Source organism: Clostridium lundense DSM 17049 (assembly GCF_000619945.1).
Classification (GTDB): Bacteria; Bacillota; Clostridia; order Clostridiales; family Clostridiaceae; genus Clostridium_AO; species Clostridium_AO lundense.
This window is the reverse complement of sequence record NZ_JHVC01000008.1, coordinates 71,513-85,724: the sequence shown is the minus strand read 5'-3', so window position 1 is coordinate 85,724 and position 14,212 is coordinate 71,513. Positions and strand designations below refer to the sequence as shown.

General features: G+C 28.5%; 14 protein-coding genes. 12 read left to right on the top strand and 2 right to left on the bottom strand.

The window, feature by feature from the left end; all coding sequences use genetic code 11:
- The first annotated feature begins 1 nt into the window (after position 1).
- The 8 genes from T514_RS0110510 to T514_RS0110475 all read left to right on the top strand — a co-directional run bounded on the left by T514_RS0110510 (position 2) and on the right by T514_RS0110475 (position 7,632).
- Entirely contained in the window at positions 2-958 is a 957-nt protein-coding gene (locus T514_RS0110510) for a respiratory chain complex I subunit 1 family protein (protein WP_027624743.1), read from the top strand.
- A gap of 41 nt (positions 959-999) precedes the next feature.
- Positions 1,000-1,446, top strand: coding sequence for an NADH-quinone oxidoreductase subunit B family protein (locus T514_RS0110505; protein WP_027624742.1), 447 nt, complete (start codon positions 1,000-1,002; stop codon positions 1,444-1,446).
- Positions 1,439-1,861: a 4Fe-4S binding protein gene (locus T514_RS25695; RefSeq protein ID WP_051541994.1), complete on the top strand. Its 423-nt coding sequence runs from the start codon at positions 1,439-1,441 to the stop codon at positions 1,859-1,861. The genes T514_RS0110505 and T514_RS25695 overlap by 8 nt, the downstream gene beginning before the upstream one ends.
- A gap of 115 nt (positions 1,862-1,976) precedes the next feature.
- Positions 1,977-2,657 (top strand): deoxyribose-phosphate aldolase, encoded by a 681-nt coding sequence (gene deoC / locus T514_RS0110495; RefSeq protein ID WP_027624741.1) that lies wholly within the window; start codon positions 1,977-1,979, stop codon positions 2,655-2,657.
- A gap of 172 nt (positions 2,658-2,829) precedes the next feature.
- Positions 2,830-5,130, top strand: coding sequence for an AAA family ATPase (locus tag T514_RS0110490; RefSeq protein WP_027624740.1), 2,301 nt, complete (start codon positions 2,830-2,832; stop codon positions 5,128-5,130).
- Positions 5,131-5,354: 224 nt separating this feature from the next.
- Complete coding sequence (locus T514_RS0110485; RefSeq protein WP_027624739.1) at positions 5,355-5,696, top strand: PadR family transcriptional regulator; 342 nt, start codon at positions 5,355-5,357, stop codon at positions 5,694-5,696.
- On the top strand, positions 5,687-6,982 hold the full coding sequence (locus T514_RS0110480; protein ID WP_027624738.1) for an FtsW/RodA/SpoVE family cell cycle protein: 1,296 nt from the start codon (positions 5,687-5,689) through the stop codon (positions 6,980-6,982). Before T514_RS0110485 ends, T514_RS0110480 begins: the two co-directional genes overlap by 10 nt.
- A 74-nt stretch (positions 6,983-7,056) precedes the next feature.
- Positions 7,057-7,632, top strand: a complete 576-nt coding sequence (locus T514_RS0110475) for an AAA family ATPase (RefSeq protein WP_027624737.1) — start codon at positions 7,057-7,059, stop codon at positions 7,630-7,632.
- A 24-nt stretch (positions 7,633-7,656) separates the two neighbouring features.
- Here the strand turns inward: T514_RS0110475 and T514_RS0110470 are convergent, their stop codons facing one another.
- Complete coding sequence (locus tag T514_RS0110470; protein ID WP_027624736.1) at positions 7,657-7,923, bottom strand: hypothetical protein; 267 nt, start codon at positions 7,921-7,923, stop codon at positions 7,657-7,659.
- 17 nt (positions 7,924-7,940) lie between these two features.
- Positions 7,941-9,428, bottom strand: a complete 1,488-nt coding sequence (locus T514_RS0110465) for an LTA synthase family protein (protein WP_242850589.1) — start codon at positions 9,426-9,428, stop codon at positions 7,941-7,943.
- A gap of 857 nt (positions 9,429-10,285) precedes the next feature.
- Between T514_RS0110465 and ychF the strand changes: the two genes are divergently transcribed.
- The 4 genes from ychF (at position 10,286) to T514_RS0110445 (ending at position 14,202) form a co-directional block, all read left to right on the top strand.
- Complete coding sequence (gene ychF, locus T514_RS0110460; protein WP_027624734.1) at positions 10,286-11,383, top strand: redox-regulated ATPase YchF; 1,098 nt, start codon at positions 10,286-10,288, stop codon at positions 11,381-11,383.
- A gap of 105 nt (positions 11,384-11,488) precedes the next feature.
- Positions 11,489-11,623, top strand: coding sequence for a hypothetical protein (locus T514_RS27540; protein ID WP_278246522.1), 135 nt, complete (start codon positions 11,489-11,491; stop codon positions 11,621-11,623).
- Positions 11,624-11,732: 109 nt separating this feature from the next.
- Positions 11,733-12,941 carry a MerR family transcriptional regulator gene (locus T514_RS0110450; RefSeq protein WP_027624733.1) on the top strand — a complete coding sequence of 403 codons (1,209 nt, stop codon included), beginning with the start codon at positions 11,733-11,735 and terminating at the stop codon, positions 12,939-12,941.
- An 85-nt stretch (positions 12,942-13,026) separates the two neighbouring features.
- Positions 13,027-14,202, top strand: coding sequence for a DegT/DnrJ/EryC1/StrS family aminotransferase (locus T514_RS0110445; protein WP_027624732.1), 1,176 nt, complete (start codon positions 13,027-13,029; stop codon positions 14,200-14,202).
- The last annotated feature ends 10 nt before the right edge of the window (positions 14,203-14,212 follow it).

Genomic DNA, 14,212 nt, shown 5'->3' with positions numbered 1-14,212 from the left:
TATGGAAATTTTAAAGAGCTTATTTTATATATTTATTTTTCCAGGATTAATATTTAGTATATTTTTTGGATTAATCCTTTCTGGAATAGATAGAAAAATGGTGGCTAGAATGCAAAGAAGAATCGGCCCTCCTATAATGCAGCCTTTTTATGATATTTTAAAATTAGCTGGTAAGGAAAACTTAGTACCTAGAAAAGCGTCTAAAAAAACATTTATATTAGCACCAATAATAGGACTTATAAGTGTTATTACTATTTCTTTATTTATACCTTTTTATGATATGAATTTCTTCTCAGGAGAATTTGGTGACATAATTGTAATATTGTACTTATTAACTATTCCAGCAGTAGCTCTTATAATAGGTGGTGCAGCTTCAGGATCACCTTACGCTAGTATTGGAATATCTAGAGAAATGGTAACTATGTTAGCTTATGAGGTTCCGTTAGTAATTATATTATTAGCTGTAGGGGCTAAAGCTGGTTTTGAAACCTCAGGGAATGTGACATTTTCACTAAGAGTCATTGAAGATTATCAAAAGTTATATGGTATAAATTTAATGAATATTTCAACATTTCCGGCGGCCATAGCATTCTTATTTATTATTCCAGCTGAAGTAGGAACAGTTCCTTTTGATATAGCAGAAGCAGAAACAGAAATCTGTGAAGGACCTTTAGTAGAGTACAGTGGATTTTATCTTGGTATGTATAAACTAACTCAAGCAGTAAAGATGTTTATAATGGGAAATTTGTTTGTAAGTTTATTTTTAGGTGGAATAAATTTTGGAAATACAATATTAAGTGTATTATTTAATATATTACTTATAATACTAGTAATAGTGGTGTCAGTTTCCTTTGTAAGATCAGTAGTAGGAAGAATAAGAATAGAACAGACTTTAAGATTTTTCTGGACCGTACCTACTATATTGGCAGTTATAAGTCTAATTTTAGCCTATATCTAAAAATTAAGGAAGATGCATAAGGCGAAAAGAGGTTTGAATATATGGAAAAATTATTAAGATGGAGTAGATCTAAATCTCCATGGATATATCATTTAAATACTGGATCATGTAATGGATGTGATATAGAACTTATGGCATTGTTAGGTCCTAGATATGACTTGGAAAGGTTTGGAGTAAAACTTACTGGTACTCCTAAGCATGCAGATATTGTGGTAGTTACAGGGCCAGTAACTACTCAATCTAAGGACAGAATGCTTAGGATATTATCACAAATTCCTGAACCTAAGGTGGTAGTATCTTTGGGATCATGTCCTATGTCCTGTAATGTTTTTAAGGGGAGCTATTGTGTAGAGGGACCTTTAGATAAATGGACTCATGTAGATGTCTCAGTAGGTGGTTGCCCACCAAAACCAGAAGCTATTATAGAAGGAATACTTCAGGCAGTTGAATTATTGAGACAAAAGGACGGTGAGGATAAACGTGGCTAAAATACCATATATAAAACATGCTATAAAACATATATTTATGCCTGCAGAAACAGAAAGACGACATTATAAATTGGTAGATGCTCCTGAATCCTATAGAGGAAGAATAAAGTTTGATGAAAATACTTGCATTGGATGCGGTATGTGTATGAGAGTATGTGCACCAGAAGCTATAACAAAAAAGGTGGAAAAGTTAGATGGTGAAGAAAAAATAACTATGAATTTTGATTTAGGTTCTTGTACTTTTTGTAAAATGTGTGAAGATTTCTGCCCTAAAAAGAGTATAAAATTAACAAAGGATTATGCTCTTGTATCTAGCGACAAAAGTAGCTTTCATGAAAAGGGGTCATTTATTAAAAAGTTACCTGTAAAAACAGATAAAAAACCTGCGGAAAAGCCTATGGAAGATAAGGGATAGTCAGTAAGTTTTATGAAAGTTATGTATTTTAGCACAAAATAATTAGTAATGTTGTAAGTTACCTTTTTTTGTTATAGAATATATAAGGAAGCTTAAAAATGGAGGGGTATGAACAATGAATAAAAATGAATTAGCAGGTATGATAGACCATACATTATTAAAGCCTAATGCTGAAGGTAATAGTATAAAAGAATTATGCAAAGAAGCTTTAGAGTATACCTTTGCTTCAGTATGTGTGAATCCTTGCAATGTAGAATTAGCAGCAGAAATGTTAAAAGGAAGTAAAGTAAAGGTATGTACTGTTATAGGTTTCCCTTTAGGAGCTACTACTACTGCAGTTAAAGCATTTGAAACAGAAGATGCTATAAAAAATGGTGCGCAGGAAGTAGATATGGTAATTAATATAGGAAAATTAAAAGATAAGGATTATGAATATGTAAAAAATGATATAAAAGCTGTAGTTAATGCAGCGAAAGGTAAAGCTTTAACTAAGGTAATTATTGAGACTTGTCTTTTAAGCGATGAAGAAAAAGTAATGGCTTGCAAACTTTCTAAGGAAGCAGGAGCTGATTTTGTTAAGACTTCTACAGGATTTTCTACAGGTGGAGCTACAGCATCAGATATTAAAATTATGAGAGAAACTGTAGGAAAAGAAATGGGAGTAAAGGCTTCTGGTGGAGTAAGAACTTATGAGGATGCAATGGCTATGATAGAAGCTGGTGCTTCAAGAGTAGGAGCTTCTGCTTCAATAAAGATTTGTGAAAAAATTGTAGATGGAAAAGAAGGATTATATTAAGGGGTACCTAAAAAGGTACTCTTTTTTTATACCATAGAAAATTATAGGATTTTAGAAATTGGACGAGTTTTAGAAATTGGGAATGGATTTATTCAGTGTTTTTTCAAATTTTGTTCCTAAAAATATATAAGAAGAATATTAATATATTAATGGGATAAAAGGGGGGAATGAAATGAAAGAACTTAGTTTCAATGAAGTAAAATATAATATGGATTTTACCACAATGAAAGATAGAGAAGATAATAATTATATTCCAGAGTATAAACAAGTATATAGAGAGATAAAACGAGCCTTAGAAATTGATAAAGAAGGTTATAATGTTTATTTAATAGATGATTTTTCAAAGGAAAAGCTAGAAAATATAATGAAATTTATTAATGATAATATACAAAGTACTCCACCTAAAGATATATGTTATGTAGTTAATGAAGACACTAAAAGTCCTAAGGCTATATTTACATCTAATGGTAAAGGAAAAGTTTTTCATGAATATGTAGAAAGAATTCAAGGGTTGTATTTACAGAAAACGTATGATTTTTATAATAATTCAGATAACAAGGAAAAAGAAAAACTATTAGAGATAGTACAAAAAAATAGAAGTGAATTGGTAAATAAAATGGTAAAGGTAGCAGAAGATAGTGGATTTGATATAAAATTTACTCAAGCGGGATTTACCTTTATTCCAATTAAAGATGATGGAAATGCCATGAGTGAAAAAGAATATGATTCTTTAGAAAAGCAGAAAAAAGATAGCATAATTGATAAAGTAGCTACTTTAAAAGAAGAAGCCCAAGATATTTTAGATCAAATGAAAGATAAGGAAGAAGAGGGCATTACAAGTATTAAAGAATTAATGAAAATTTATTATAATGATGTGATGAAAGAAATAAAGAATACCTATAGAAAAGAGTTTTTAAAAGATGAGGTAATAGCAAATTTTTTAAATGATATGTGTGTACAAATAGAAAAAAATTTATTAGACAATTATTCTATGGATTATGAAGATGATGAAGAAATGATAAATGAAATCATATATAAATATTGTGTTAATGTAATAGTAGATAATAGTAATAATAAGAAACCAGTATGTATATATGAGGATGATCCAAGTTTAAGCAATTTATTAGGCAATATAGAATATGAAAACAAAAATGGTGTTTACACTACGGATGTAAGTCTTATAAATGCAGGTTCTATGTTAAAAGCCAATGATGGATGCATTATTATAAGAGTAAATAATTTATTATCTAATTCTTTAGCATATTATTATTTGAAGAAAACTTTAATAAATGGAAAAGTAGACATAGATTACAATAGAGGATATCTAGAATTATTATCTCTTAGTGGATTACATCCAGAACCAATAAATATTAATGAAAAAGTAATTCTTATTGGTGACTATGAAACTTACAATATTTTGTATTCCTATGATGAAGATTTTAAAAAAATATTTAAAATAAGGGCAGAAGTTAATTCTGTACTAAAAGTTAATGATGAAATAAAAGCGACTTTTGTAAAAAATATACGTAGTATATGCAAATCTAGTAATTTTAAACCTATTAAAGATGATGGAATTTTAGAAATAGCAAAGTTTATTTCAAGGAAAGCAGAAAATAGAAATAAGATGTATTTTAATTTAGATGAAGTAGATAGAATAATAACCTTAGCTAATAATAAGGTGAAAAATGAAAATAAGGAATATATTGAAGGAAAGGATATAATAGATATAGCTTATAATGAAGAAGAAATTGAAAATGAAATATTAGAAGCGTTTGAAGAAAATAAAATATTTATTAATTTAAATGGAAAATTAGTTGGAGAGATTAATGGACTTACAGTTCTAGATACAGGTTATTATAGTTTTGGAAAGCCTGTGAGAATAACATGTAATTGTTATAAGGGAGAAGGAAATATAATAGATGTGCAAAAAGATAGCGAATTAAGTGGTAAGATACACAGTAAAGCAATAAATATTTTAAAAGGATATATAAATACACTTATTGGAGGATATAATAAGCTTCCAGTAGATTTTCATGTTAGTTTTGAACAAGTATATGGGAAAATAGATGGAGATAGTGCTTCAGTAGCAGAAATAATAGTTATGATTTCTGCATTAAGTAAAATTGGAATAAATAGTAGTATTGCTGTAACGGGTTCTATAAATCAGCTAGGTGAAGTACAGCCCATAGGTGGTGTAAATGAAAAAATAGAAGGATTTTTCAAAGTGTGTAAAAAATTAGATACTGTTAGTGGTAAGGGAGTGTTAATTCCAGATTCAAACAAGGATAATTTAGTTTTAAGTAAAGAGGTAGAAGAGGAAATAGGAAAGGGAAATTTTCATATATATACTATGGAAACTATAGAAGATGCAGTTAATATTTTGATGGGCGATGGTAGAGATATTTATAATGAAGTTTTGGAGACTATGGAAAAGGAGCTTAAAAAATATAATAATAAAAAAGATTTAAAGTAAGTAATAAAACCAGGTTAGTATCAATATAGCCTGGTTTTTCTCTTTATGTATTATTTAAGCTTTTCTGTAGTGTTAACAAAATAAAAGTCTCTATAGTCGTTAATTATTCTCTTTAATAAAAAAATATGACAAGGTATTGACATTGTGGGTAATATTTACTATTCTATATACATAGGATTACTATGCATAGCAATCCTATGTATATCACTTAAGGAGGAGAAGATATGAAAATTGATAAGGAACTGCTGAAGGGTAGTACGGAAATACTTATACTAACTTTGTTAAAAGATCAGCCTATGTATGGATATCAAATTATTAAGGAATTAGAAAAAAAATCTTCAGGAGTATTTAGCTTTAAGGAAGGCACACTTTATCCAATTTTGCATTCTTTGGAAGACAAAGAAGTAATAGAATCGTTTTGGAGTGAAGGAGAGAATAACAGAAAGAGAAAATACTATCGTCTAACAGAAAAAGGAAAAGGATACTTTAAGGAAAAAGAGGAGCAATGGCAAACTTTTCGATCCGCTGTAGATAAAATATTATGGGAGGGGATAGTATGGGGATAAAAGAAAATAGAATAGTTGAAGAATATATAGATAATGTATTATCAGAGATCAAAAATAAAGAAGTGCATGAAGAAATAAGGATGGAAATTACAGGACATATAGAAGATTTATATGAAACATATTTAGAGGAAGGATTAACTAGTGAAGAAGCTATAAAAAAAGCAATTTTAGAAATGGGAGAGGCTAAGTTAATAGGAGAAAAACTAAATAAGATTCATAAAGGTAAAATAGAATGGGGAATAGTAATTCCTTCTATTATAATGTGTTGTTTTGGTATCTTTTTAATGTTCTTTATGATGGATTATAATAGATATTTTAATAAGACTATGGGAATAAAGACTGTGGTATGGTGGATAATAGGATTAACATTTGCTGTGATTTTATATAAGTTTGATTATAGAAGGATAAAGAAGCATTGTACAAAAATATTTGTTGGAGCTAATTTAATAGTATTTTTTCAATTGTTTTTTGGAAGTACTATAAATGGTGTAAGAATATTTATTAAAATAGGAAGTTTTAGTATGAATATTACATCACTATATTTATTTTTAATGTGTATAGCCCTTCCAGGAGTTTTAGAAAAAATTAAGCTTAAAAAAAACAAACAAATATTTTATTTAATAGCTGTATATGCTATTCCATCATTTTTAATAATGCTAATGCCTTCTATGGCAGATCTTATTATATATAATGCGATATTCATAGCAGTTGCTATAAATAGTGGATTTTCATGGAGATATGTTATTCCAATGCCCATGGTAGTTATTAGTGCTATAATTATTAAAATTATAAACTTTAGTTATGCAAGAAAAAGATTTATGTGCTTTTTAAATTTTAACAGCGATCCTAATGGAATGGGGTATATAAATAAACATATAGACAACTTAATAAAATTATCAGGCTTATTTGGAAATGGAATAGACAATAATATACAAATATTACCAGAAGCACATACAGATTTTATATTTATGTGTATTGTATATGGCTGTGGATGGATAGTGGCTATTACTCTTATAGCTTTAGTAGTATTTTTCTTAGTTCGTTTAATTAAATCTTCTAAATTAATAAAGGATAGCTATGGTAAATTAATAGTTATAGCTTTTACAACTTTATTTATTATAGAATTTAGCTGGAATATACTTATGAATTTAAATTTGATGCCAATAATGGGAGTGGGTTGTCCTTTTATAAGTTATGGAGGAACTACTATGGTAATAAATACAGCATCTATAGGACTTATTATGAGTATATATAGAAGAAAAAGCTATTCAGTCATAAATGCTTAAAAGTCATTGAACTCTCAAGTTTAAATTGATATAATAACTTTGGTTTAAGGAAGTATCGAGAGGAGAGTTCTATTATGACTACAAGAATAGCTATATTAGGAGGACCAAGGTGTGGCAAGACTACCCTTATTCAGCAGTTATATGTGGACATGAAGATAATGAGTTTAAATGTTGGTTGTGCCACTGAATATAGTACGGAGTATCTAAGAGATAAGGGAATGATAGAATCCATATCAGAACAATATGGAATATATTTAGGACAAGCATTGAGGGAAGAGCAACTAAATTGTTATGATTATGCTATAACTGACTATGCAACTTTTGTTCCATACATATATGGTAGGTTTATGCTAGGTTCAAAAAAACGATCAGAAAAAGAAATCGAGATTCTTAAAGATTTATATTGCTTAGCTCTCAAGGATTTACCAAAGTATGATTTTATATTTTTTGTTCCAAGAGAATTTGGATATGAAAAAGATGAAGTAAGATGGCAAGATGAAGAAACGGCTAGTAAGGTTGATGAAGCTATATTGTCATTTTTAAAGGCTGAAAATGTGAGCTATAAAGTAATAAATGGCAACACTAAAGAAAGGGCAAAAAAAATATTAAAAGAAATAGGACTTTATAAAGAGTTGAGTAAAGAAGCATAATAAAAAAAGTGCTATGCACTTTTTTTATAGTATGTTATTCATAAAGTAAGTAGTACCTTTTAAAACTAAGAAATTGAAGAATATTCCTAAAGCTATAGCTAAGGTGCAGTAACCACTGCACTTAGCTATTTTTAATTTTGTTGATAAATAAGTATTTTTAGATATTTTAATGAACTTAGAAGAGAAGAATATAAATATAGTCCATGGAACGATACTTTCTATAGAAAGTATGGGAATTAGTAAAGCTATTACTATAAAAATAAAACACCATTTAGGAATTGAAAAACTCATAGTATATCCTCCTCTTATTATTTTTGGAAATAGTTTGATCGTATTATTTTGTCACTTAGATCTATACCTTTAAGGAAAAAGTCTTTGTCTGTAGAATCATTACCTATATATTCCCTTGTAGAAGTTACTGCATAGTCTTTCTTGGTATTTAGAAGATTTCTTCCTATGGAGCTTAAGTTGTATTGAGAGGGATCTGCACCCATTAAATAGCTGATAGTAGGAAGAAAATCAACTTGTCCACCAATTGTAGAAATAGTTTCTCCGTTTAATCCTTTAGAATATACTATTAAAGGAACTCTTAAGTTATTGTCTGTCCACCAAGATTCTTTATTTTTCATTGAATCTACTTCATCCTTAAAAAATTTATGAACACCTTCATGGTCACCATAAATCACTACTACAGAATTATTTAGTATTCCACTTTTATCTAGGTTATCTAAAAATATTCCTATTTGCTTATCTGTATATTTTACACATTGAAAATATCCTCCTAGTCTACTTCCATTTAAAGAGTTATCTAATTTTAACTCCTCATATTCTTTAGGAAGATTAAAAGGGGAATGACTAGTTAAAGTTATAGAAAAACTATAAAAAGGTTTCTTCTGTTTTTCTATAAGTGAGGATAATTGTTTTAAAAAGCTACTATCACTTAAACCTAATCCTATTACTTCATCTATATTAAAGCAACTAGAATCATAGCAGTTATCAAATCCAATAGATTTTAAAGAAGGAAGCCAATTCCAATATGAGCCTTTATCTGGATGAACCGCTAAGGTATTGTATCCTAAAGATTTCATTATATTTGGTAGAGAACTTTTATAAGTATTGTCTGGATATCTAAAAAAAGTACTACCACTCCTTACAGGATAAAGTGATGTATTAGATATAAATTCTGCATCAGAGGTTGTACCATTATAAGTTTGTTCTATATAGTTATTAAAATACAAGCTGCTTTTAAGCAATCTATTTAATGTAGGAGTAATTTCTTGTCCATTAACTTTTTTATCTATAACAAAGTTTTCCAAGGATTCTACCTGTAGCACTATTAAGTTCTTTCCTTTAAATAAAGCTTTATATTTATTATCTGGCAAAACCTCCTCTTTTTTCTCAAACCAATTGTTGATTTCTTTTTTTTCAGAGTTGTTTAATTTATATGGTTGACATTCATCATAATATCTATATAAATCAAATATATGATAGCCAATTGGTGTTAAAGAAGCCATAGTTTGATTTTGAGACCAACTAGACTTAAAAAGTATCACATTTTCATACCCTTTTTTAAGTATATCTACTTTATAATGAACATAAGAAAGATATAAAATAGGCAATATAAAAAGAATTAAAAAAGATGTAATATTTACTTTTGTATTTTCATAAATCTTTTTATGTTTAATAATAAGGATTATCAATACTATAATATCAATAAAAAACAGTATATCAATTGCCCTACCCATAGCTAGTACACTATCACCTAAATTATTTAAATTAGATGTAGCTTTTAACATATGATAACTTAAAAAAGAATGGTTGCTCCTGTAATACCATATATCAGCTAAATATATAGCAGATATAAATGTATTGAGTATTAAAAAAGAGCATAAATGATATATGCCTTTAAATAAAAAGGCAAAAGATAAAATTAAAGAAATAAAGCTAATGTAAACTAATATAGGAGGAACACTATGAAAAACCATATTAGTTCCAATACTTACAGCTTTATCACTAGATATTAGTAAGATAAACAATACAGTTTTAATGAATATAGATATAAAATTGTATATAAATATTTTATTTTGCTTAATATTTATATAAGATAAATATAATCTGTTTATAAAGTTATCATATAAACTATTTTTTGTGTTTACCTGAATATTCTTCTTAATTTCCATATTGTTTACTATTCAAAATATGTTTTAAAGCATACATATTAAGATCTCCTTTCCTAAAATATTACTTATTTTTATTATTTATCCCATGACTACCCGTTCTAATACTCCCATCGCACTCTGTGAAAGCGATTCACACCAAATCAAAGATTTGAGTTCTCTGCTTTTCTTTAAAGTGGGAGTAAAGAGCGGCTACGTCCCTGGATAACGATTTCTAAAGCTTCAGTGGGAGTAAAAACTCCTTCTGAAGCTAAGAACTCTGTTTATAATTTAAGTTTTTTAATAGTAGTAACAGGGAAAAATTAACCAAGAGCCCCAGTTATGCTCTGTTATCTGTACTTTGAGAAAGTGGTTACAATTTTTTATTACATTATACTATAAAATACAAAATATAAATAGTTATGTTGAAATAAATATTGGAGTAGAGTATAATTTAGAAAGAATTAACTAACGAGATGAAAGGAATGTGTACATATATGAAGTTGGGAATTGTTGGTTTACCAAATGTAGGTAAAAGTACTTTATTTAATGCTATAACTAATGCAGGGGCAGAAGCGGCTAATTATCCGTTTTGTACTATAGAGCCTAATGTGGGAGTAGTTACTGTTCCGGATAAAAGATTAGATGTATTAGAAAAAATGTATAATCCTAAAAAGAAGATATATGCAACTATAGAGTTTTATGATATAGCAGGACTTGTAAAAGGAGCTAGTAAAGGGGAAGGACTAGGAAATAAATTCCTTTCACATATAAGAGAAGTTGAATCTATAGTACATGTAGTAAGATGTTTTGAAGATGAAAATGTTGTACATGTAGAGGGTTCTGTAGATCCAATAAGAGATATAGAAACTATTAATCTTGAACTTATATTATCAGATGTAGAAGTTTTAGAAAGAAGAATAGAAAGAACTAATAAGGCAGCAAAAGGCGGAGACAAAAAAGCAAAAGAAGAAGTTTCAATTATGGAGAAAGTAAAGGTTCATTTGGAAGCTGGAAAGCCTGTTAGAACTTTAGAAGTAACTGATGAAGAAAAAGAAATAATAAAAGGTTTATTCTTAATTACTTCAAAACCAGTACTTTATGTAGCAAATGTATCTGAAGATGATTTGATTTCAGGGAATATGGAAAATGAATATGTAAAGAGAGTACAGGAATATGCAAAGGAAGAAAATTCAGAGGTAATAGTGGTAAGTGCTAAAATAGAAGAAGAATTATCATCATTAGAAGAAGAAGAAAAAGCAGAAATGTTAAATGAATATGGTATTGCAGAACCAGGATTACATAAGTTAATCCATGCTAGTTATAAACTATTAGGATTACTTAGTTTCCTAACAGCAGGTTCAGACGAAGTTAGAGCATGGACTATAAAACAGGGAACAAAAGCTCCTCAAGCAGCAGGAAAAATTCATACCGATATAGAAAGAGGATTTATCAGAGCGGAAGTAATATCCTATGATAAACTAATAGAATGTGGTTCTGAAGTAGCTGCAAAGGAAAAAGGATACTATAGATTAGAAGGAAAAGAATATGTAATGCAAGATGGAGATATAGTATTATTTAGATTTAATGTTTAATCATAAAAAGTAAAATCACTAAAATATATTACTGAATTAACTGATACTTAAATAGGCATAATATGAATAAATACTTTTTTATATTTGAAGAAGGGATGATATATTATGCCAAAAGATAGCCAACCAGATAATAAAAGAGCTAGAATGGAAAAATGTAATTGGGATACACCTATAACAAGAGAATCTGCTAAAAATAGTAATAGAACTGCTAAAAAGCAATCTATTAAGAGGGAACAGTAAAAAATATGCATTGTAGATAAAAAAATATCTACAATGCATATTTTTTTTATAAAGCTATTGACCATTACCTAAGGTCATGGGTTACAATAAGAGGGTAGAGGTGATAATGTTGGAAGATACACTAAAAGAATTTTATAGTGTAGGACAGTTTGCTAAAAGGGCAGGGGTGACAATTAGAACTTTAAGATATTACGATAAAATAGGTCTATTAAAACCCTGCGGATATAATAATTTAGGATATAGGCTGTATAGCAAAGAAGACTTTGGAAGACTTCAAAAAATATTAACATTAAAATTTATTGGTTTATCCCTTGAAGAAATAGGGGATATTATGAAATATGACATAAATGATAAAGATTTTAAAAAATCCTTGGTAATACAAAAGGAAATAATGGGAGAAAAGGTACAGCATATGCTTACCGTAATAAAAGCTATTGATGAAACTCTACAAATGGTAGAGAAAGAAGATACACTTAATTGGGATAAGTTTGTAAATGTAATTAAGTTAATTAACTTAGACAAAAAGTGGATAGAGCAATATAAGAATTCTTCCAATTTAAGAGCTAGAATAAATTTACATGAAAGTTTTAGTATAAATAAAGAAGGATGGATGCCTTGGTTTTTTAAACAGCTAAGTTTACCCAATAATATTAATATATTGGAATTAGGTTGTGGAGATGGCAGTTTATGGGCAAAGAACTTGGATAAAATACCTAATGGATGGAATATAACTCTTACAGATTTTTCTGAAGGTATGTTGGAAGATGCTAAGAGGAATTTAGGTAAATGTTCTAATAGATTTCACTTTAGTGTTGTTGATGCAGAAAACATAACTTATGAAAATGAAAGCTTTGATGTAGTAATTGCCAATCATATGCTATATCACTTAAATGACATAGATAAAGCACTACATGAAATAAATAGGGTATTAAAGAAGGATGGATATTTTTTTGCATCCACTGTTGGGAAAAATCACATGAAAGAAATGAGAGATATAATTGGATTAGTGGATGAAAGTATATTAGAATTAGAGGGTTTTAATTTAACAAAAAAATTTCAACTTAATAATGGTATAAAAATATTAACACCTTATTTTAATGAGATATATATGAAAAGATATGAAGATAGCTTAAAGGTAAAAAGAATAACTCCTCTAATAGATTATATATTTTCTATGCCAGGAAATGTTCAAGAAAGATTTAATGAATATAAATTTAAGAAGTTAGAGAAAACTTTAGAAGAAATCATCCAAAAAAAAGGATATATTTATATAACAAAAGATACAGGATTTTTTACAGGAAGAAAAAATAATTACTAAAAGTATTTTAATTAAAATTCAGGTGAGTAAAAATTTTACCTGAAAATAAGTTTATTATATAAAAATTAAAAAGGAGTGTATTTAAATGGGAAAGAAGATAACTTTTTCACCACCAGATATAACTAAGGAAGAAATTAATGAAGTAGTAAAAGTTTTAGAATCCGGTTGGATTACTTCAGGACCTAAAGTAGCACAATTTGAAGAAGAAATGAAAAAATATTGTAATGCAAATTATGCAGTAGCTTTAGGTAGTGCAACTGCAGGAATGGAACTTATATTAAAGGTTTTTGATATAAAAGAAGGAGATGAAGTAATAACTACTCCTTATACTTATACAGCTACAGCAAATATAATTGTACACAGAGGAATAAAACCAACATTTGTTGATGTAGAAAAGGATAGCTTCATAATTGATATAGAAAAAATAGAAAAAGCTATAACTCCTAAAACAAAGGCTATAATAACAGTAGATATTGCAGGAGTACCAGTAGATTATGACAAAGTTAAAGCTATACTTAAAAAATTAGGAAGAGAAGATATAATACTTATAGCAGATTCAGCTCATTCCTATGGTGCTTCATACAAAGGACAAAAAGTAGGAGCTCAATATGACTTTCATGTATTCTCATTCCATGCAGTGAAAAATTTAACTACTGCAGAAGGTGGAGGAATTACTTATAATGATAATAACTTCCATGGCAAGGAAGATTTATTGCGTGAACTTAAGATAACTTCACTACAAGGCCAATCTAAAGATGCTTTTAGCAAAATGAAGGCAGGAGCTTGGCAATATGATATTTTAACTGATGGATTTAAATGTAATATGACAGATTTACAGGCAGCCATCGGAGTAGTACAAATGAAACGTTATGAAGGTATGTTAGAGCATAGAAGAAAAATATTTGAAGTTTACACTAATGCATTAAAAGAAAAAGAATGGGCTATAGTTCCTGTAGCCAAAAATGAGATGATGGAGACTTCATACCATCTTTATACATTAAGAATAAAAGGTTTTGAAGAAGAAAATAGAAATGCGGTTATACAGACCTTAGCTGAGAAAGACATAGCTACAAATGTACATTTTATTCCATTACCAATGTTTACACTATATAAAAATTTAGGATATAAAATAGAAGATTATCCAAATGCTTATAATCAATATAAAAATGAAATAACTCTTCCAGTTTACTCAACACTTTCATTAGAAGATGCTGATTATTTAGTAAAAGAACTTATTAAAGCAGTAGAAAGCAATATGTAGTTAAGGAGGG